Annotated in this window: 19 protein-coding genes, 1 other RNA gene and 1 pseudogene; 11 read left to right on the forward strand and 10 right to left on the reverse strand. The window is 71.4% G+C overall.

Annotated features, from left to right (window positions below; all coding sequences use genetic code 11):
- Window positions 1–21: 21 nt before the first annotated feature.
- The 3 genes from OM98_RS10970 to OM98_RS10980 are packed head-to-tail and all read left to right on the forward strand — an operon-like array spanning window position 22 to window position 1438.
- On the forward strand, window positions 22–759 hold the full coding sequence (locus OM98_RS10970; protein WP_010534674.1) for a hypothetical protein: 738 nt from the start codon (window positions 22–24) through the stop codon (window positions 757–759).
- The gene (locus tag OM98_RS10975; protein WP_010534675.1) at window positions 756–1160 is read left to right on the forward strand and encodes a helix-turn-helix domain-containing protein; all 405 of its coding nucleotides are present in this window, start codon (window positions 756–758) and stop codon (window positions 1158–1160) included. Before OM98_RS10970 ends, OM98_RS10975 begins: the two co-directional genes overlap by 4 nt.
- Entirely contained in the window at window positions 1157–1438 is a 282-nt protein-coding gene (locus OM98_RS10980; protein ID WP_139017695.1) for a hypothetical protein, read from the forward strand. The genes OM98_RS10975 and OM98_RS10980 overlap by 4 nt, the downstream gene beginning before the upstream one ends.
- A gap of 77 nt (window positions 1439–1515) precedes the next feature.
- On the opposite strand, the gene OM98_RS10985 is transcribed toward OM98_RS10980, so the two are convergent.
- Both OM98_RS10985 and OM98_RS10990 read right to left on the reverse strand, forming a co-directional pair.
- The gene (locus OM98_RS10985) at window positions 1516–1875 is read right to left on the reverse strand and encodes a hypothetical protein (RefSeq protein ID WP_139017696.1); all 360 of its coding nucleotides are present in this window, start codon (window positions 1873–1875) and stop codon (window positions 1516–1518) included.
- A 402-nt stretch (window positions 1876–2277) separates the two neighbouring features.
- On the reverse strand, window positions 2278–3279 hold the full coding sequence (locus OM98_RS10990; RefSeq protein ID WP_010534678.1) for an IS481 family transposase: 1002 nt from the start codon (window positions 3277–3279) through the stop codon (window positions 2278–2280).
- A 124-nt stretch (window positions 3280–3403) separates the two neighbouring features.
- Here OM98_RS10990 and OM98_RS10995 point away from each other — a divergent pair, with 124 nt between their 5' ends.
- The 4 genes and pseudogenes from OM98_RS10995 (at window position 3404) to OM98_RS11010 (ending at window position 7595) form a co-directional block, all read left to right on the forward strand.
- On the forward strand, window positions 3404–4201 hold the full coding sequence (locus OM98_RS10995; RefSeq protein ID WP_010534679.1) for a helix-turn-helix domain-containing protein: 798 nt from the start codon (window positions 3404–3406) through the stop codon (window positions 4199–4201).
- A gap of 10 nt (window positions 4202–4211) precedes the next feature.
- Entirely contained in the window at window positions 4212–4598 is a 387-nt protein-coding gene (locus OM98_RS11000) for a VOC family protein (RefSeq protein WP_010534680.1), read from the forward strand.
- Between the two features lie 143 nt (window positions 4599–4741).
- Window positions 4742–5722: pseudogene (locus tag OM98_RS11005) on the forward strand (IS481 family transposase); the annotation flags it as partial.
- A gap of 535 nt (window positions 5723–6257) precedes the next feature.
- Window positions 6258–7595: an MFS transporter gene (locus tag OM98_RS11010; RefSeq protein ID WP_010534682.1), complete on the forward strand. Its 1338-nt coding sequence runs from the start codon at window positions 6258–6260 to the stop codon at window positions 7593–7595.
- 30 nt (window positions 7596–7625) lie between these two features.
- On the opposite strand, the gene OM98_RS11015 is transcribed toward OM98_RS11010, so the two are convergent.
- From OM98_RS11015 to OM98_RS11030, 4 genes are all read right to left on the reverse strand, one after another.
- Window positions 7626–8543: a PD-(D/E)XK nuclease family protein gene (locus OM98_RS11015; RefSeq protein WP_010534683.1), complete on the reverse strand. Its 918-nt coding sequence runs from the start codon at window positions 8541–8543 to the stop codon at window positions 7626–7628.
- A gap of 203 nt (window positions 8544–8746) precedes the next feature.
- Window positions 8747–11854 carry a bifunctional [glutamine synthetase] adenylyltransferase/[glutamine synthetase]-adenylyl-L-tyrosine phosphorylase gene (locus tag OM98_RS11020; RefSeq protein WP_010534684.1) on the reverse strand — a complete coding sequence of 1036 codons (3108 nt, stop codon included), beginning with the start codon at window positions 11852–11854 and terminating at the stop codon, window positions 8747–8749.
- Between the two features lie 24 nt (window positions 11855–11878).
- The gene (locus OM98_RS11025) at window positions 11879–13216 is read right to left on the reverse strand and encodes a glutamine synthetase family protein (protein WP_010534685.1); all 1338 of its coding nucleotides are present in this window, start codon (window positions 13214–13216) and stop codon (window positions 11879–11881) included.
- A gap of 93 nt (window positions 13217–13309) precedes the next feature.
- Window positions 13310–13897, reverse strand: a complete 588-nt coding sequence (locus OM98_RS11030) for a hypothetical protein (protein ID WP_175285979.1) — start codon at window positions 13895–13897, stop codon at window positions 13310–13312.
- Window positions 13898–14108: 211 nt separating this feature from the next.
- Between OM98_RS11030 and panB the strand changes: the two genes are divergently transcribed.
- Window positions 14109–14927: a 3-methyl-2-oxobutanoate hydroxymethyltransferase gene (gene panB, locus OM98_RS11035; RefSeq protein WP_010534687.1), complete on the forward strand. Its 819-nt coding sequence runs from the start codon at window positions 14109–14111 to the stop codon at window positions 14925–14927.
- Between the two features lie 74 nt (window positions 14928–15001).
- Here panB and OM98_RS11040 read toward each other — a convergent pair whose 3' ends face one another.
- The gene (locus OM98_RS11040; RefSeq protein WP_010534688.1) at window positions 15002–15184 is read right to left on the reverse strand and encodes a hypothetical protein; all 183 of its coding nucleotides are present in this window, start codon (window positions 15182–15184) and stop codon (window positions 15002–15004) included.
- Between the two features lie 38 nt (window positions 15185–15222).
- Between OM98_RS11040 and map the strand changes: the two genes are divergently transcribed.
- Together map and ppgK are read left to right on the forward strand one after the other, a co-directional pair.
- Window positions 15223–16110 carry a type I methionyl aminopeptidase gene (gene map, locus OM98_RS11045; protein ID WP_010534689.1) on the forward strand — a complete coding sequence of 296 codons (888 nt, stop codon included), beginning with the start codon at window positions 15223–15225 and terminating at the stop codon, window positions 16108–16110.
- A gap of 127 nt (window positions 16111–16237) precedes the next feature.
- Complete coding sequence (gene ppgK, locus OM98_RS11050) at window positions 16238–17053, forward strand: polyphosphate--glucose phosphotransferase (protein WP_010534690.1); 816 nt, start codon at window positions 16238–16240, stop codon at window positions 17051–17053.
- Window positions 17054–17149: 96 nt separating this feature from the next.
- On the opposite strand, the gene rnpB is transcribed toward ppgK, so the two are convergent.
- Window positions 17150–17511, reverse strand: an RNA gene (gene rnpB / locus OM98_RS14900) — RNase P RNA component class A.
- Window positions 17512–17621: 110 nt separating this feature from the next.
- Between rnpB and yaaA the strand changes: the two genes are divergently transcribed.
- Window positions 17622–18389 carry a peroxide stress protein YaaA gene (gene yaaA, locus OM98_RS11055; protein ID WP_010534691.1) on the forward strand — a complete coding sequence of 256 codons (768 nt, stop codon included), beginning with the start codon at window positions 17622–17624 and terminating at the stop codon, window positions 18387–18389.
- Between the two features lie 63 nt (window positions 18390–18452).
- Here yaaA and OM98_RS11060 read toward each other — a convergent pair whose 3' ends face one another.
- Both OM98_RS11060 and sufU read right to left on the reverse strand, forming a co-directional pair.
- The gene (locus OM98_RS11060; RefSeq protein ID WP_010534692.1) at window positions 18453–19301 is read right to left on the reverse strand and encodes a Nif3-like dinuclear metal center hexameric protein; all 849 of its coding nucleotides are present in this window, start codon (window positions 19299–19301) and stop codon (window positions 18453–18455) included.
- Window positions 19298–19756 (reverse strand): Fe-S cluster assembly sulfur transfer protein SufU, encoded by a 459-nt coding sequence (sufU, locus tag OM98_RS11065; protein ID WP_010534693.1) that lies wholly within the window; start codon window positions 19754–19756, stop codon window positions 19298–19300. The genes OM98_RS11060 and sufU overlap by 4 nt, the downstream gene beginning before the upstream one ends.

Genomic DNA, 19756 nt, shown 5'->3' on the forward strand with positions numbered 1-19756 from the left:
CTGAGCAGAAAGGCTCACCCCATGAAGAACACGAACAGCTACCAGGCCGCCTACCTCACCTACCGGGCGGCACTCATCGAGTCGGCGAAGCTGCACGATCCCCGCCTCACCCCCGAGGCGAACCAGGCCGAGCGGTACCAGGCCCGCGTCAAGGCCCGGCAGGCCCTCCGAGCAGCCGTGCCCGAGCGGGTCACCGGCCCCGACCCCGTCGAGGCCGTCCTCGCCACCCTCGCCCCCCGCACCGCCGACGACATCGCCGTGCAGGGCCGGGAACGGCAGAAGGTCGAGACGCTGCTGGACAACGACCGGAACCTCCTCGCCATCGTGGACGCCGCCACGGAGACCCGCTGCGCGGTGATCCTGGACATGCTGGAGACCAGTCCCCGTGTCCTCGCGTCCGCCGACCCCGAGGGCGCACAGGTCGAGGTCCGCGCCCGCGTCATGGACCGGCTCACCGCGCTGGGCCACGACGGTGCTCAGAAGGCCCAGGAAGTCGCCCAGGAGCGTGCGCTCGTCAACGCCTGGGCCGACGTCCTCGAGGCCACCGCAGACGGCCAGGAACCCGGCTACGGGCCCCGCGCGACCCTGTTCCAGGCCGACCACGACGGATACGCCGCCACCCTCGGGATGCGGCCCAATGCGGACGACGCCCGCACCCTGTCCGACGCCGACCGGACCGTCCACAACGACGCGATCCGCGAGCAGGCCAACGCCCGCACCGCGGGACAGGACACGGGACTCATGGAGGCGGGACAGTGAAGGCCTCCAGCCGCGCCGAGCGCGAGCAGCGGGACGCCCGCATCGTGCAGTCCCTCGCCGCTGGGGCGACCATCCGGCAGGCCGCCGACACGCACGGCGTGTCCCGGATGACCGCGCACCGGGCCCTGGAGAACGCGAAGGGCGTCCTCCCCGAGGCGCAGCACGCCCGGGACCTCATGCTGGCCCGCTTCCAGATGTACCGGCTGCGGCTGTTCCCGCTGCTGTCCACGGACCCCGTGCGGGCCGTGCCGCGACTGCTGGAGGTGGACACGACCGAGGCGAAGATGCGCGGCTACTTCGAGCCCGACCGTGACGACGGCACCGCGGAGGCGTCGGGCATGCTCGCCGGCTTCATCGCGGGCCTGGCCGATCAGCGCGACCGCGAGAGGGGGCAGCGATGAGGGGCATCATGCGCATGTGGCGGCACCTCCTCGCCCGCATCGTGCCGCACCAGCCCGCGTCTGAGGACCCGGTGCAGAAGTGGCGGCGCTTGCTGGCCGAGGTCGAGGCCGAGCAGGCCGTCTGCGAGGACGTGGAGCGGGCCGGTGAGCTGGACGGCGCGGCCATGCTGCTGCGCAGCGTCCTGTTCCAGGAGGACTTCACCCTGTCCCCGGACGATGAGGTGTTCTTCCGGCAGGCCCGCGGCTACCGGCAGATGTGCGCCCTCATGGACGCCTGACGGGCCCTGAGCGTCCACGGCGACGGCCCCCGCACCCCGAGTTGGGTGTGGGGGCCGTTCGTCTGTCTGTGGGCCTGTCAGCGGTCTGCACGGGGCGACTGGACGCACCCCCACACCTCAGCGTCCACGGGATGGTGGTGGCCGATGCACCGAGGGTCGGGGCATCCGCACACGTCGCCGCCGGGCAGGGTGTCCGTGGCGCCGTGGGCGTCGATCCATGCCGCCCGCTCCGGGGTGGCGTCCAGGTGTGCGGCGGCCACGGCATCCCAGAACGCGGGCCCGTGGACCTGCTGGGCGTAGCCCTGGGCGTGGACACCGAGCACGGCGTCCGCAATGGCGTCCACGTCATAGCTGCTGGTGTCGTCGTGTCCGTCGAGGGTGAGGGCAGGGAGGATCAGGGAGTCGATGGCGTCGCGGCGGGTGGTGTAGGTGGTCATGGCGGGTGCCTTCCGAGGGGTGTTGACGGTTCGGGAGCGCACGCTAGTTGCACGCTCCTGCATTTCCCCAGGTGAAAGACACGCCGTGCACTACTACGACATCTGAGCCGTCAGAGCCATCTGAGTCGTCGGAGCCCGAGCCCCGGGCATCGGCCCCCGTCCTGCCTCGCGCGGGGCGGGGGCCTTTCCGTATGCACCAGCGATTCGGCGGTCGCGTAGCGGTCACCTCGTCCCGCGGGATGACCGCCGCGACCAGGCAGATGCCACAAGAATGACGACCTTGTCCTCCGTCCACTAGGTGTACTGTTCGGAGAGGTTGATCGAGCCGCCCCGGCCCTGGCGGTCGTGTAGCGACACCACAGTGGTCGTCAGACAAGTGACTGTTTCTGGGCCGGGGCTTCCCTAGGTGTAGTTGGCCATGACGTTACCGACGCCGGTGTGGAGGCGTGAGGCTGGGGGCTGATCGCTGCAGGCGGTGTGGGGGCGATGGTAGTCGTAGTGGTGGACCCAGATCCTGATCGCGTCTCGCCGCTCATTCTCGGAGGCATAGGCGCGGGCGTAGAGGCATTCGTCGGTCATGATCCGCTGGTAGCGCTCGACCTTCCCGTTGTGCCGAGGCGTGTAGATCCTGGTGCGCTGGTGCCGGCCGATGAACGCCCTGGTTGAACGTCGGAACGCTTTGGCGGTGTAGTTGCTGCCGTTGTCGGTGATCAGGCGGGAGATTCGCGTGATCCCGTGGGCGGTGAAGAATGCCCGGGCGCGGTGGAAGAACGCGATGGTCGTTGCGGCAGTTTCGTCCTCGAGTGCTTCGGTGTAGGCCAGGCGGGAGAACCCGTCGATGATCGAGTGGAGGTAGGTGTAGCCAATCCGCTGCGAGTGCTTCTTCTTGTCCTGCACGGAACCGCGGCCATGCGCCCACCAGCCCCCGCCGTCGCGGAGCTTGCCGATCTTCTTCACGTCCATGTGGACCATGTGCCCGGGATACCGGGCGTGGATCTTCCCTGGTCGACGCAGGTTCTCTCCGTCCGGGGTGATGTCTCGGATCCGGTTCAATCCCAGGCGGTCCAGCCAGCGAGTCACCGTCCGCACGCAGCATGCGAAGCCGTGGCCGTCGGTGAGTTCGCGGGCGATCCGGCGGGCGGACCACTTCTTCTCTCGCCGCCAGGACTCGATCAGCTCGAGCACCCAGACCGGGAGCCGGGTGGGTCGGTTCGCTGGCGCGCTGGAGCGGTCCTGCAGACCGAGCTCGCCGTGCTCGCGGAAGCGGCCGACCCATTTCGAGAGCGTCGTTCGGGCGATGTGGAACTCCGCGGCGACGTGCGCGATCGGACGGCCTCTCTCGATCACCTGGTCGATGGCTCGCTGTCTCCCAAGCGTCGTCAGCGGGGCATTACGGTGGGTCATGGAACGGGCCTCCTGCCGCGAGATGGCTGTCTAGACACCACCCATCGTGCCGGTCACGGGGCCCGTTCCTTCATCCCCGGCCAGCGTCTACAACGTCATGCCCCGCAACACCTAGGGTGGGTGCATGCCCGTCTGGCAGCCAGCTATCCCGCAAGGGTTGCGCCCCCATCTCCTTTCCTGGGTGGGGTACGACTTCACCAGTACCGACACCGTCCACCACGGGGTTCCCTCGATGGGCGTCACGGTGGTGCTGTCCCTCGCAGAGCCGATCGACTGTGGCTGGCTTCATGGCGGCGCGCGGCAGCTCTGTGACGTACTTGTCTCCGGCTTGCACACTACTCCGGCTCTGATCCAGTCGAGGGGACGCCAGCAGGGCCTCGAATTGTCGCTCCACCCGCTCTCGGCCCGTCGGCTTCTCGGGCTGCCGGCCGGGGAACTGGCCGGCTCGATGGTTGATGTGAATGATCTCTCGTGGCCCGGGCACCAGCTCGACCAGCTGCGACAGTCAACGTGGCCACGACGGTTCCACCTCTTGGCGGCATTCCTCACCAAGAGGCTGGAGCAGCATCCTCATGCACCGCGCGCAGACCTGGTCGAGGCACTCGCGCGGATCCATCGGACCCGAGGCACGATCCCCATCTCCGGCCTGGCTCAGGACGTTGGCCTGTCCAGACGGCGGCTCTCAAGCCTGTTCGACCTCGAGACCGGTCTCTCGCCCAAGCAGGTGGCGCGCATCGCTCGCTTCACCCACGCCAAAGACTTGGTCCAGCGTGGCGCCCAGCCCTCGAACGTCGCGGCGATGGCCGGCTACAGCGACCAACCGCACCTGTCCCGGGAATGGAAGTCGATGACTGGATGGACGCTGCGCCAGTCGAAGGACGATTTCCCATTGCTTCAAGACACCGACATGCTTCCGGCGTGAGGCTAGAGCCATGACGACACCACAGCTGTTCCACTGCCTGCGCTATACAGACGCCGATCGAGGCATCGACTTCCTCCAAGCCATCGGCTTCACCACCGCCATGATCGTGCGGGATCCTGATGACGCGACCTTGGTGGCCCATGCGCAACTTGCCTGGCGCGACAACGGGGGCATCATGCTCGGCTCTGTTCGGGACGATGACCCGCATTACGGGCCGGGGATCTGCAACCTGGTGGTCGCCAGTGATGAGGACGTGGACAGCCTCTTCGCCGCAGCCCTGGCACACGGCGCGACCACCGTCACGGAGCCCAACGACGCCCCCCACGGAGGGCGCAACGCATGTGTCGCTGACTTCGATGGCCACTGGTGGAACCTCGACTCCTACCCGGGAGCCTGAGCCGGGGAACGCCCCTCGACACCGTCATGTGCCACGGCTCACGAGTTCGTGCACATCTCAATGAGCCCTGACCCACACAATTTCGCCGCCCGCGGCGGCAACTGGCCTTCCTGGGCGGCGCATGCCCCCAGGAAGGCCTCGTCATGTCCCACGCGAACGCCGCTCTCACCCCTCGCCACCGCCTGATCGTCGGCCGCTTGGTCGTCGATGACGGCTGGCCGATCAGCGAGGTCGCCGCCAGGTTCCAGGTCTCCTGGCCCACGGTGAAGCGCTGGGCCGACCGCTACCGCACCGGCGAGCCAATGCAGGACAGGTCATCCAGGCCGCATCACTCACCGAACAAGACCAACCAGCAGACTGCCAGGCGCTGCGTCCGTCTTCGCCTGCAACTACGGGAGGGGCCGGTGCAGTTGGCCAGCCGACTTGGGATAGCCCCGTCCACGGTCCACCGCATCCTTACAGACGTGCACTTGAACCGGCTGTCGCACGTCGACCGCGCCACGGGAGAACCGGTCCGCCGTTACGAGCACGATCACCCGGGGTCGATGCTGCACGTCGACGTGAAGAAGCTCGGCAACATTCCCGACGGCGGAGGATGGCGCTACGTCGGGCGGCGAAAGGGCGACAAGAACCGGGCCGCTACACCCGACAAGCCGAAGAACAAGCACTACGACCCGTTGATGGGCAAGGCTTACGTCCATACCGTCCTCGACGACCACTCCCGCGTCGCCTATGTCGAGATCCACGACGACGAAACCGCCCGCACTGCCACCGCCGTGCTGGTCCGAGCCGTCGAGTGGTTCAACGCCCGCGGCGTCACCGTCGAGCAGGTCCTGTCCGACAACGGCGGCGCGTACCGCTCACACCTGTGGCGCGACACCTGCGCCGAACTCGGTATCCGGCACAAGCGCACCCGGCCCTACAGGCCGCAGACCAACGGGAAAATCGAGCGCTTCCACCGCACCCTGGCCGACGGATGGGCTTACGCCCGCTGCTACACCTCCGAAGCCGAACGACAGTGCGAGCTGGACGACTGGCTGCACTACTACAACCATCACCGGCCGCACACGGCCTTCAGGAACCTCCCGCCCTTCTCGCGATTGATCAACGTCTCCGGGCAGTACACCGCGACGGAGCGTGGTGGACATTCGAGATTCCAGCGCTCACCTCCGTCAGCTCCGCCACCGGCAAGACGATCGTCGCCACGGGGCAGGCGCGACGCGCTGAGGACCTCGCCCGAGAGGCGCGAGACGTCATCGATCTGTGGAGCGACGATCCTGATATCGACGTCCGGGTCAACTACTCGCTGCCTGCCGAGGTGGCGAGGGCCGTCGACACTGCCGCCGAACGTGAGGCGACGGGGCGTGCCGCGCTGGACGAGGCCGCCGCGCTTCGTCGCCGCGCCGTCCACGAGCTCCTCGCGCAGGGCCTGAGCCAAGCCGACACCGCGACACTCCTCGGTCTCTCGCGCCAAAGGATCCAGCAGCTCTCCTCCGTCTGACGGTCTTCCCGAAGCCCTGAGTCGACGGATACCGCCGGGGCGCCGCGGCGAGGGGACGATCACGTCGTCCGCCACCGGCCGCGGCGGGACCCTACAGTGGGCTGGTCCCCGTGCCGTCCGGCGCCGGGACGGCACGCGAGACGCGACGGCGGAGGACGATGACCAGCACGCAGGCCCCCGGCACCACCCCCACCCGCACCCCCTGGCGGGTGGCCTGGGCCTCGATGATCGGCACCTCCCTGGAGCAGTTCGACTTCTACCTCTACGCTTACTTCTCGGCGTTCTTCGTGGGGCCGCTGTTCTTCGAGCCGCTCGGCGCGGCCGGGGCGACGCTGGCCTCCTTCAGCACCATCGCGGTGTCCTTCGTGATCCGTCCCGTCGGGGCGCTGATCTTCGGGCACATGGGCGACCGGCTGGGCCGACGCGCCACCCTGATCTGGACCGTCACCCTGATGGGTGTCGCCACCGGGCTGATCGGCGTGCTGCCCACCTATGCGCAGGCCGGCTGGCTGGGGGCGATGGGCCTGGTGCTGCTGCGCCTGGTGCAGGGCATCTCGCTGGGCGGCGAGTGGGGCGGCGCGGTGCTGCTGGCCACCGAGCACGCCCATCCCGTGCGACGCGCCTTCTACGCGGCGATCCCGCAGCTCGGCTCCCCCATCGGCTCGATCCTCTCGGCCACCGTGTTCCTCGTGCTCACGGCGACGCTGCCGATGGAGGCGATGGCGAGCTGGGGCTGGCGGGTGCCGTTCTTCCTGGCGATCCCGCTGCTGCTGGTCTCCCTCTACCTGCGCCGCCGGGTCGAGGAGACCCCGGTGTTCACCCGGATGAGCCGCGAAGGCGCCCGGGAGAAGCTGCCGATGCTGGCGATGCTGCGGCGCCGCCCCGGCGCGCTCCTGGTGGCCGTCGCCGCCGCACAGCTCGGCATCGGCTCCTACGCCCTGATGAACACGTACACGATGAACTACGGGGCCGTGGTGCTGGGCTACGACTCGGTGCAGCTGATGACGGCGGCGACCATCGGGGCGCTGCTGCAGCTGGTGACGGTGCCCGCCTTCGGGGCGCTCGCGGCCCGCACCAGCTCCGCCCTGGTGGTGGGGATCGGCGCGCTCGGCACCGCGCTGATCGCCTTCCCGATGTACTTCCTGCTGCAGTCGGCGGGCTTCGGGGTGCTGGTGGCGATGATGGTGATCGGCGGGATCCTGCCGACCATGTCCTGGGCGGCCCTCGGCGGGCTGATGAGCGACCTGTTCCCGGACCGCTTCCGCTACTCGGCGCTCTCGCTGTCCTACGCGGTCGCGGCGACGGTGGCGGGCTTCGTGCCGCTGCTGACCGCGGCCCTCGGCACCGCGACCGGGCAGGCCTGGTGGCATCCGGGGGTGGTGCTGGTGCTGCTCTCCGCCGTGACAGGGGTGGCCTCGGTGCTGGCGGCGGTGCTGGTGCGCCGGCACGAGCAGGAGCCCGTCACCGACGGCGCCCCGCTCACCGCGACGGCCTGAGCACCGCGGCCCCCGCGCGTCGGGCGCGGCTCAGGCGATCTGGTCGAGCCCGCCCTTGGCGCGCAGCAGGCTGAGCAGCAGCGCCTTCGGGTCCTTCGCGGCGTCCAGCGCGCAGTCCTCGGGCACGAAGCCCCAGGCGCTGCGCAGGGACCGGAACACCTCGAACTCGGCATCGGTGGTGCGCAGCGGCACCGCCGCGTAGCCGCCCTTCTCGGGCAGGTGGATCACGAAGGCGCCGGTCACCTCCGGCATCGGGCGCTGGGTGCCGTCGTCGTCCAGCAGCTGCTCGGCGCGGGTCACCGCGACGCCCTGCAGGGCGTAGTCGCCGCGCACCTTCTTGGAGGTCTTGATGTCGGCCGAGAGCACCGTGTTGCCGATCCGCACGATCGCGTCGGTGGTGCCGGCGTAGCCCACGGAGTGGTTCACGACGGTCTGCTCGATCTCCAGGAACTCCGGCTGGAAGTCGTCGAGGAAGGCGGCATAGCCGTCCAGCCGCACCGCGGCCCGGTCCAGGATCCCCTCCATGTCCTGCTCGGCAGCGAACGCCCCGGAGGCGGCGCGCATCTCCGCGGCCCGCTCCCCCACCTGCTCGCGGCGGGGCCGCTCCCCCGCCCGGGCCCAGTCCTCGCAGGCGGCGTGGACCAGGGTGCCGAAGTCCGCGGCGCCGCGGGTGTACTCCTCGGCGGCGGCGGCGATGCGCTTCTGGGTGCCCCAGCGGTCGCGGGAGACGCGGGAGATCTCCGCGGCGGCCCGCTGCGGGTTCCGGTCCAGCCAGGCGTACATGTCCAGCGCCCGCTTCGAGGCCATCGTGGCGTACCAGCCCTGCAGGTGGTCCTTGGCGCGCATCCCGGCGACGGTGGTGATCGAGGGCAGCAGCATTGGGCCCTCGGGCTCGAGGCGATACATGCGGCCGCGGGGGGTGTCGGCGCTCAGGCTGGGGGTGGTCATCGTTCCTCGGAGGGCACGGCGGGCGCGGGCTGGCCGCGCGGGACGGCGCCCAGGCTACGTCCCCGCCGGGCGCCCGCCGTGGTGGCGGGGCCGGGTGCCGCCCGCATCACACCAGGGCCCTGCGACGATCGGGCGCATGGCGCGGGGTCACGCCCGGGGGGCGGGGGTGACCCCGCGCCGAGCGCCGGATCGTCGCGGGCTGATCAGGTGCCGGGGAACAGGACCCGCTCGGCGACCGTGCGGGCGCGGCGGGTGAGCTTGCGATAGCGCTCCTCGACCTCCGTGGCCGAGGCCTCATCGCCCTCCAGCAGGGTGGCCAGCGCGCGCAGGTCGTTGCGGTCCGAGGGCAGCACGGCGCCCTCCTTGCCCTTCCACAGGAACAGGGCGCGGCGCACCTGCCAGGCCAGGGACCAGGCCTCGGCGAGCTCGCGCACCTCGTGGTGCTCGAGCAGTCCGGCCTCATCGATCGCGGTGAGGGCCGCGAGGGTGGTGGGGGTGCGCAGCGCCTCGACCTCGTGCCCGTGCTCCAGGGCGAGCAGCTGCACGGTCCATTCGACATCGGTCATGCCGCCACGGCCGAGCTTCAGGTGCCGCGTGGGGTCGGCGCCGCGGGGCAGCCGCTCGGACTCCACCCGCGCCTTCATCCGGGAGATCTCCCTGCGGGCCGTCTCCGACAGGCCCCCGGCCGGGTAGCGGTGCCGGTCCATCTCGGCGGTGATCCGTTCGGACAGCTCGGCGGAGGCCACCACCGGGCGGGCGCGCAGCAGGGCCTGCTTCTCCCAGGTGAGGGCGTCGCGCCGGTAGTAGTCGATCCAGCCGTCCAGGCTGCGGGCCAGCAGGCCGTTGCGGCCCTCGGGGCGCAGATCCGCGGAGAGCTTCATGTCGGTGCCGGCGGCGGGGGCGTTCAGCAGCTGCTGCAGGGTGGTGGCGACCTCCCCGCCGATGGCGGTGGTGTCCGTCCCGGCGCCGTGGTCGATGGCCAGGAACTGCACGTCCGCATCGGAGGAGTAGCCCATCTCGCGGGCGCCGAAGCTGCCCATCGCGATGACGGCCAGCTCGATGCCCAGGGCCCGCGCGGGATCGGAGCGGTTCTCGCGGATCCGCTCGGCGGTCTCCTCGTCCACCTCGGTCGCGCCGTCCAGGGTGGGGGCGTCCCGGGGGATCAGGCCGCGCTCCCGCGCCACCTGGTGGTAGGCGACCAGGGTGCCGGCCTCGAGCACCGCCTCGGCGAGGTCGGTGAGGGCGGCGGCGACCTGCTCGGAGGTCACCGCCCCGGTCAGGTGCGCCAGGGACACCCGCAGCAGCTCCCGGGTGCGGGTGCGGCGCAGCACGTCGCGGGCCGCGTCCACGGTCTCCACCCGGCGGATGACCGCGAGGAACTCGCGGGCCAGGGCGTCGCGCGACAGCGGCCTCAGCTCCTCGTCGCGGGAGAGCCAGCGCACGGCCTCGGGGATCTGCTCGAGCTGCTCCCCGGCGAAGCGGCTGGCGGAGAGAACATGGGTGAGGCGGCGGGCGGCGACGCCGGAGTCGCGCAGCATCCCCAGGTACCAGTGGGCCGAGCCGATCCGATCGGAGATCCGGCGGAACATCAGCAGTCCCAGGTCCGGGTCGATGCCTTCGGCGAACCATTCCAGCAGGGCCGGCAGCAGCTGGCGCTGGATGGAGGCGCGGCGGGAGATGCCCTCGGTCAGCGCGGTGATGTGCCCGAGCGCCCGGGCGCCGTCGCGGTAGCCGATCGCGGCCAGGCGCGCGGCGGCCGACTCGGGGCTGAGCGCGATCTCCCCGTCGCTGAGCTGGGAGGAGGTGACCAGCAGCGGGCGGTAGAAGATCTCCTCGTGCAGCTGACGCACCCGGCGCCGGGTGGTCTGGTAGCGGGAGGCGAAGTCCTTGCTGGACAGGCCCAGCGAGCGGGCGAGGCGCCGCTGGTCGGCCTCGGCGGTGGGCAGCACCTGGATGCGGCGCAGACGCTGCATCTGCATGCGGTGCTCCACGCTGCGCAGGAAGCGGTAGGCGTCGTCCATCTCCCCCACGTGGCGGCGGGAGATGTAGCCGCCCTCCCCCAGCCGGGCCAGGGACTCCAGGGTGGTGCGGGTGTGCAGGGTGTCGTCGGTGCGGCCGTGGACCATCTGCAGCAGCTGCACGGTGAACTCGACGTCGCGCAGACCACCGGGGCCGAGCTTGATGTTGCGGTCGGCCTCCCCGCGGGGGATGTGCGCGATGACGCGGCGGCGCATCGCCCGGGTGTCCTCCACGAAGCTGTCGCGGGTGGAGGCCTGCCAGATCCAGGGCTCCACCATCGCCTCGTACTCCTCGCCGAGGGACCGGTCCCCGGCGGCGGCGCGGGCCTTCAGCAGCGCCTGGAACTCCCAGGAGTGCGCCCACTTCGTGTAGTAGCGGCGGTAGGAGTCCAGGGTGCGCACCAGCGGCCCGTCCTTGCCCTCCGGGCGCAGGTTCGCATCGACCTGCCACAGGGAGCCCTCGGCGGTGCGGTCCGAGCAGATCCGGGCCAGCTCCCGGGCCAGGGCCGAGCCGACGGTGACCAGCTCTTCCTCGTCGCAGGCGGGACCGTCCTGCCCCTCGGCGGGGGCGACCACGTGCATCACGTCGACGTCGGAGATGTAGTTGAGCTCCTGGGCGCCGGTCTTGCCCATGGCGATGACGCTCCAGCGGACGTGCTCCTGGCCCTCGACGGCGGCGCGTGCCAGGGCCGCGGCGGCGTCGAGGGCGGCGTCGGCGAGGTCGGAGATGGCGCGGGAGACGGCGGGCTGGATCGCGGTGGGCTCGGCGGCGACGACGTCGGCGGCGGCGATCTGCACCAGCCGCGCGTGGTAGGCGATGCGCAGGGCGTCGCGGCCCTCGCGGCCCTCCAGGCCGGCCACCGGCACGGCCGACTCCGGGTCGGCTCCGACGGCCCGCACCAGGTCGGCCCGCACCTCGACGGCGCTGCGGCGCAGCTCGTCGTCGCCCTGCTGCAGCACCTCCAGGCTCTCGGGGTGCCGGGCGAGGAAGTCGCCGAGGGCCACCGAGGTGCCCAGCAGCCGCACCAGCCGGTGCCCGGGCCCGCCGCGCTCGGCGATCCCGGCGAGGAAGGGGCGCAGCAGGGCGCGCTGCCCCTTCTCCTCGGCGGCCTCGGCCAGGCGCAGCAGCCCCATCAGGGCGTCGTCCCCGTCGGCGGTGGCGCCGATGGCGGCGGCCGCCCCCTCCCCGAGGTCCGCGAGTGCCGGGTCGTCCAGGAAGCGGCGCACCCGGTCGGTGCGGGTGAAGCCGAGCCGGGCGAGGGCACCGGTGGTGGTGGCCGGTTCGCGGGACATGCTGCTCCTTGCTCGGGGTGGGGCTCAGATGCGGCCGAAGGTGGACTCGAGCTCGTAGCGGGTGACCTGTTCGCGGTACCGGGACCACTCGTTGCGCTTGTCGCGCAGGAAGAACTCGAAGACCTGCTCGCCGAGGGTCTCGGCCATCAGCTCGGAGTGCTCGAAGTTGTCGAGCGCCCGGAACAGGTCGGTGGGCAGCGGCTCGATGCCCATCGCCTGCCGCTCCCGGTCCGTGAGCTCCCAGACGGCGTCCTCGGCGCCCTCGGGCATGTCGTAGCCCTCCTCGATGCCCTTCATCCCGGCGGCCAGCAGCACGGCGAAGGCCAGGTAGGGGTTGGTGGCGGAGTCGGTGCCGCGGTACTCGACGCGGGAGCTGGTGCCCTTGGTGGGCTTGTGGAACGGCACCCGCACCAGGGCGGAGCGGTTGTTGTGGCCCCAGCAGATGTAGCTCGGCGCCTCCTGCGCGCCCCACAGCCGCTTGTAGGAGTTCACCCACTGGTTGGTGATCGCGCAGTACTCGGGGGCGTGGCGCAGCAGGCCGGCGATGAACTGGCGGCCCATCCGGGACAGGCCGTACTCGGCGCCCGGCTCGTGGAAGGCGTTCTTGCCGCCCTGGAACAGGGAGAGGTGGGTGTGCATGCCGGAGCCGGGCTCGCCGACCATCGGCTTGGGCATGAAGGTGGCCACCTGGTCCAGGCCGAGCGCGACCTCCTTGACCACGGTGCGCAGGGTGATGATGTTGTCGGCAGTGGTCATGGCGTCCGCGTAGCGCAGGTCGATCTCGTTCTGCCCGGGGCCGTTCTCGTGGTGGGAGTACTCCACCTGGATGTTCATGGCCTCCAGGTGCTCCACGGCGAGGCGGCGGAAGTCCTGCCCGTTGCCGCGGTGGACGTGGTCGAAGTAGCCGGCCCGGTCGATGGGGCGCAGCGCCTCCCCCACCTGGTAGGGCTCCTGGAACAGGTAGAACTCGATCTCGGGGTGGACGAACAGCTCCAGGCCCTGGTCTTCGGCGCGGGAGAGCTGGTCGCGCAGCACCCGGCGGGGGTCGGAGGCTGCCGGCTCCCCGTCGGGGGTGAGGACATCGCACATCATGCGGGCGGTGGCGTTGGAGGTGCCCCGCCAGGCGATCAGCTCGAAGGTGCTGGGGTCCGGCCGCAGCAGCATGTCCGACTCGTAGCTGCGGGTGAGGCCCTCGATGGTGGATCCGTCGATGCCGATGCCCTCGGTGAAGGCGGTCTCGAGGTCCGCCGGGGAGATCGCGATCGACTTCAGGGCGCCGACGATGTCGCAGAACCACAGGCGGATGAACCGCACGTCGTGATCGGCGACCTTGCGGATGACGTCGTCATGCAGATGGTCCATGTCACCAGTCTGCCGCACGGGACGGGCCCGCGTCCGCCGATGATCCTCGGCGGACACGGGCCCGGTCTCCGTGCGTGGCGACCGCGGCGCGGCTCACATGGAGCCGTCGATGTACCACTGCCCGTCCGGGCCCTGGATCATGTCCAGCGGGAAGTCGCTGCCCAGGAAGGTGATGGCGACGGTGCCGTCGCCGTTGTCGGCGGCCTCGATGTCGTCGACGGACAGGGAGTCGAAGGTGCCGGGCTCGACATTGCCCATGTTGCCGGCCATTCCCTCGGCGCAGCCCTCGACGAAGGCGCCCTCGGCCGGTTCGCCGGTGTTCGGGTCCAGCACGTAGCCGCAGGTGGCCTCGTGATCGCCGTCGTCGGCGACCTGCAGGAACTCCAGGAAGCGCTCCTCGGCTGCAGTCAGGTCCTCCTCGGTCAGCTCGGTCGCGGCCTCGTCCCCTTCTTCGGCGGCGGAATCCTCCTCGGTCGCGGTGTCCTCCTCCGCCCCGGTGTCCTCCTCCGCCGCGGTGTCCTCTTCGGTTGCCTCGTCCTCGGCTGCGGCCTCCTCGGTAGTGGCCGTGTCCTCGCCGGAGTCCCCCGACTCGGCGTCGCTCGACCCGCCGCACGCGGCGGCCCCGAGGGCCAGCGCCACCGCCCCCAGGGTGACGGCGGAACGACGGACGGTCCTGCGCATGATCGACGTCATGGTGAATCCCTTTCCTCATGGCCGGGCGGGATGACCCGGACCCCTGCGCCCACAGTGCCATGCAGGTCACACCCGGACTCCCCCATTCCGGACACTCCCAGATCACGGTTCGCGCACGATCGGCGCGGCCCCCGGATGGACCACAATGGACGGGCACCGTCCGCCGTCGCGGACGCCCCGCCGATCGAAGGAGAGCCCCGTGACCACCACCCCGGGAACCGGACCCGCGAAGGTGCGACTGCGCCACCTGCAGGACGCCAAGGACCGCGGCCGACCCTTCTCGATGCTCACCGCGTACGACCAGTTCTCCGCCCAGGCCTTCGAGGCCGCCGGGATCGAGGTGCTGCTGGTGGGCGACTCGGTCGGCACCACGGTGCTGGGCCACACCAGCACCACGGCGACCACCCACCAGGACATGCTCACCTTCACCGGTGCCGTCGCCCGCTCCGTGCGCCGCCCCCTGATCGTCGCCGACCTCGCCTTCGGCACCTACGAGACCGGTCCCGCCGACGCGGTGCGCCACGGCGTGGAGCTGGTGCGCGCCGGCGCCGAGGTCGTGAAGCTGGAGGGCGGCCAGGCGGTGCTGCCTCAGGTGCGCGCCCTGGTGGATGCCGGCATCCCCGTGATGGGACACCTGGGCTTCACCCCGCAGTCGGTGAACTCGCTGTCCGGGCACCGCGTGCAGGGCCGCGACGCCGCGGGCGCCGACCAGCTCGCCGAAAACGCCGTCGCCCTCGCCGAGGCAGGGGTCTCCGCGATGGTGCTGGAGCTGATGCCCGCCGCCGCTGCCGCCCGCATCACCGAGGTGGTGCCGGTGCCGACCATCGGCATCGGCGCGGGCCCGGACTGCGACGGCCAGGTGCTGGTGTGGCAGGACATGGCGGGGATGTCGGGCTTCGAGGGGAAGTTCGTCAAGGCCTTCGCGCATCTGCGTCGCGACCTGCAGCACGCCGCCGAGGCCTACCGCGCCGAGGTGGAGGGCCGCCAGTACCCCGGCCCCGAGCACTCCTTCGACTGAGACTCGACCTGCACCACGGCGCCCCCGGCCTCCCCACGGGAGGACGGGGGCGCCGCCGCGTCAGCAGGGGGCGCTCAGCCCTCCCACTCCTGGGACTCCTGCTCCCACTCCTCATTGCGCGCCGCGGCCTTGGCCAGCGCGTGCTCGGCCTCCTCGCGGGTGGCGTAGGGGCCCATCAGCTCGGAGCCGGGCGACTGACGGCCCTCCTCCACGCTCTTGGTGTTCAGGTTGTAGTAGTACTCGACACGTCCGCTCACGGTGAGCTCCTTCCGTCGTCGGTGAGACACTGATGGGTATGACTGTAGAGCAGGAGTGGATCCGTCCCGAGGGCCGTGCCGTGCTGGTGCCCGGCACCCTCTCCCCCCACCGTGAGGTGCCCGGCCGCATCGAGCGGCCCGAGTACGTCGGCAAGGACGAGGCCGTCTCCGACTCCGGTCCCTACGTGCAGACCCCCGACGTGATCGCGCGGGTGCGCGAGGCCTCCCGCGTGGCGACGCTGGCCCTGCAGGCCGCCGGCGAGGCCACGAAGCCGGGAGTCACCACCGACGAGATCGACGCCGTGGTGCACCAGGTGCTCATCGAGCACGGCGCCTACCCCTCCACGCTCGGCTACCTGGGCTACCCGAAGTCCTGCTGCACCAGCCTGAACGAGGTCATCTGCCACGGCATTCCGGACTCCACGGTGATGCAGGAGGGAGACATCCTCAACGTCGACGTCACCGCGTTCCTGGGCGGCGTGCACGGCGACACCAACGCCACCTTCTTCGTCGGCGAGGTCGACCCGCGCGTCGAGGAGCTGGTCTCCCGCACCGAGGAGGCGATGCTGCGCGGCGTGCGCGCCGCCAAGCCCGGCCGCCAGGTCAACGTGATCGGCCGCGTGATCGAGAAGTACGTGGGCCGCTTCGGCTACGAGTCGGTGCGCGACTACACCGGGCACGGCGTCGCCGAGGGCTTCCACAACGGCCTGGTGATCCCCCACTACGACTCGGCGCCGATGTTCGAGGACGTCATCGAGGAGGGCTGGACCTTCACCATCGAGCCGATGGTGACGCTCGGCTCCCAGGAGTGGGAGATGTGGGACGACGGCTGGACCGTGGTCACCAAGGACCGTTCCTTCACCGCCCAGTTCGAGCACACGATGCTGATGACCGCCGGGGGCGCGGAGCTGCTGACCGTCGTCTGATCCCTGCGCGGACCCGTCGTCCGCGCAGGTCCGTCCGGTCCCCGTCCATTGTCTGCCACACTGTGGGCCACGGCGGCACCATCGGCGGTCCGCCCCGAACCCGGCGTCCCGGGACGAGGACCATCTGGTGAGCACGAAGAAGCGCACAACGGCATTCGGTATCGACATCGGCGGCTCCGGCATCAAGGGCGCCCCCGTGGACCTCAAGAAGGGGGAGCTGGTGGCGGACCGCCTGCGCATCCCCACCCCGCAGCCCTCCACCCCGGACGCCGTCGCGGACACGGTGGCCGAACTGATCGCCTCCTTCGACCTCGAGGCGGACATGCCGATCGGCGTGACCTTCCCGGCCGTGATCCAGCACGGCGTCGCCAAGACCGCGGCGAACGTCGACGACGCCTGGATCGGCACCGACGCGGACTCCCTGTTCACCAAGCGCACCGGCCATGACGTGTTCGTGGTCAACGACGCCGACGCCGCGGGCATCGCGGAGGTCGACTTCGGGGCCGGGAAGAAGCGCGACGGCGTGGTGCTGGTGACGACGCTGGGCACCGGCGTGGGCTCCGCGCTGTTCGTGGACGGCCGCCTGGTGCCCAACACCGAGCTGGGCCACGTGTTCCTGGACAGCGCCGAGGCCCGCGAGTACGCGGACGCCGAGAAATACATGGCGGAGTCGGCGCGCGAGCGCGAAGACCTGGACTGGGAGACCTGGGCGGCGCGCCTGCAGGAGTACTACTCCCACATCGAGTTCCTGTTCAGCCCCGACCTGATCATCGTCGGCGGCGGCGTCTCCAAGAAGCACAAGAAGTACCTGCCGCTGCTGGACCTGCGCACCGAGATCGTCGCCGCGGAGCTGCGCAACGAGGCCGGCATCATCGGCGCCGCCTCGCTCGCCCGGCGCGCGGAGAAGGCGGCCGCGAAGGCCGCGAAGAAGCACAAGGACTGACCCGGCGGACGCCTGCGACGCCGTCGACGTCTCCGCCCACGTGCGGACGAGGAACGGGCCCGACCACCGCGGTGGTCGGGCCCGTTCCTCGTCGAGGGGACCAGCCGACCTGTAAGCCGGGTTCTGTTCTCGACAGTCATCCATCTCGGATCGCCGTTGCCGACGACCTCCAGCGGTCCACCCGGGGACTCGGGCTGGCACCCTCTGACGTCCCCTGTCCGACCTTGCTCCCGGTGGGGTTTACCGTGCCGGTCCCGTCACCGGGACCGCGGTGGTCTCTTACACCACCCTTTCACCCTTACCGCCCGCACCCGCAGGTGAGGGAGGCGGTCTGCTCTCTGTGGCACTGTCCCGCGGATCGCTCCGGGTGGGTGTTACCCACCACCGTGCCAGGTGGAGCCCGGACTTTCCTCGACCCCTGCCCTGACGGGCGGGGACGCGACTGTCCGGCCGACTGGTCCGCGGACGATCCTACCGGGGCGGCGGCTCTGCTCGACGTGCGGAAGCTCTCGCCCGCTCCCGGCCGCCGGGGCGGCGCGGCCGGGCCGGCGCCCCGGACAATGGGAGGGTGCTGATCCTGCTGCCGCCCTCCGAGACCAAGACCCGTCCTGCCGCGAGCGTGCCGAGCGGGACGGACGCCGCGCCGGGCGCCCTGGAGGCGCCGCGGGCCACGATGGCGCGGGCGGCGGTCGCCACCGCGCAGGGGCGTGGCGCGGCCGAACGGCTCGGGGTGCCGGCCTCGGCGCCGGAGCTGGTGGAGCGGATGGCAGCGATCGGCGAAGAGCCGGTGGCGCCGGCCCTGGAGGTCTACTCGGGCGTGCTGTACGAGCAGCTCGGCGACGCCCGGCCCTCGGCGGACCGCCGGGTGATGGTGCAGAGCGCCCTGTTCGGCCTGGTCGACGCGGGCCACGAGCACATCCCCGCCTACCGGGTCTCCGCCTCCTCGCAGATGCATCGCCTGGGCAAGGCCGGCTCGTGGTGGCGACCGCGGCTGAAGCCCCTGGCGGCGGAGCTGCTCGCGGAGGTCGCCGACTCCCCCTCCCCGCTGGTGCTGGACTGCCGCTCCGGCTCGTACCGCACGATGATGCCGCTGCGCTCCACCGCCGACGTCCGGGTGCTGGAGGTGTCCCCGGTGCAGGAGAGGTCGGGCCGACGCAGCGTCATCTCCCACGACGCGAAGCGCTACCGGGGCTGGGCCACCCGGGTGCTACTGGAGGACACCCGCGCCCTGCCGGACGCCGAGGCGCTGGCGGAGCTGCTGGCCGCCGCGGCGGGCGGGACGCTGGGCGTGGAGCTGGACGGGGACCGGCTGGTGCTGGTCGACCGGGTCGACTGAGCAGCTCGGGCCCCGATACCGTTCGGGCCCCGAGCCGGACGCGCCTCCTGACCGGAACAGATCTCAGCCGGCGCGGCCGGTCCAGGGATCGGTGACGGGCACGATCTCGACGTCGAGGCCCGGCAGGGTCTCGGCGAGCAGATCCTGGGCCAGCGGCAGCCACAGCGCCTCGCTCGCCGCATGGGCCACGTCGAGCAGGGCCGGCACGGCGGCGGCATCGGCGGCCGCCTCCACGTGCTCGAGCGCGGGATGGTGGCGCAGGTCCGAGGTGAGGTAGGCGTCCACGCCTGCGGCCGTCGCGGCCTCCAGGAAGGAGTCCCCGGCGCCGGGGCAGACGGCCAGCGTCCGCACGGGCCGCTCCGGGTCCCCGGTGTGGGCGACACCGCGCGCGGAGCCGGGGGCGAGGCGGGCGACGGTCGCGGCGAGCTCGGCGACTGTGGTGGCGACGGGCAGCTCCCCGATCGCGCCGAGACCGAACAGCTCCGAGCCGTGCGCGGCGGTGGCGGGTTCCCGCGGCGGGACCAGGGGGCGCGCCGAGCGCAGGTCGAGGGCGCGGATCCAGGCGCCGACGGTGCCGCTGCTGGAGCGGTCCACGTTGGTGTGCCCGCACCACAGGCCGATGCCGTGACGCAGCAGGGTGGTGACCACGGCGCCCTTGCCCTCGTCGGCCGGCAGGAAGCTCGCGCCGCGCATCAGCAGCGGATGGTGGGTGACCACGAGCTGGGCGCCGCTCCGGACGGCCCGGCGGGCGACGTCCACCGTCGGGTCCACGGCCAGCAGCACCTGGGTCACCTCGGCGTCACGCTCCCCCAGCACCAGGCCGGCACGGTCCCAGTCCTCCGCCCAGGCCAGCGGGTAGGCGCCCTCGAGGACGGCGAGGACGTCGGCGAGGGTGCTGCTCGGGCCGCTCATCGCTCCCCCAGCACGCGGGTCTCCAGCAGCGCCGCCTGGTAGGCCTTCCAGGACATCAGGACGCACTTGACCCGGTTGGGGAACTTCGCGGCGCCGGTGAGGGCGACGGCGTCGCCGATGACGTCCTCGTCGCCGGTCTCCTTGCCGCGGGCGTGCATCACCTGCTCCATGTGGGCAGCGATCGGCTCGATCTCGGCGACGGTGCGCCCGATCAGCAGGTCCGCCATGATCGAGGCGGACGCACGGCTCATGGCGCAGCCGGTGGCGTCGTAGGACAGGTCGGCCACGCGGGCCTGTTCCCCCTCGCCCTCGAGCTGCAGGCGCAGCGTGATCTCGTCGCCGCAGGTGGGGTTCACGTGGTGCACCTCGGCGGCGAAGGGCTCACGCAGCCCCGCGTGCAGGGGTCGCTTGTCGTGCTCGAAGACGATGTCGGTGTACAGGGAGGTCAGGTCCAT

The sequence above is a fragment of the Brachybacterium squillarum M-6-3 genome (genome assembly GCF_000225825.1).
Classification (GTDB): Bacteria; Actinomycetota; Actinomycetes; order Actinomycetales; family Dermabacteraceae; genus Brachybacterium; species Brachybacterium squillarum.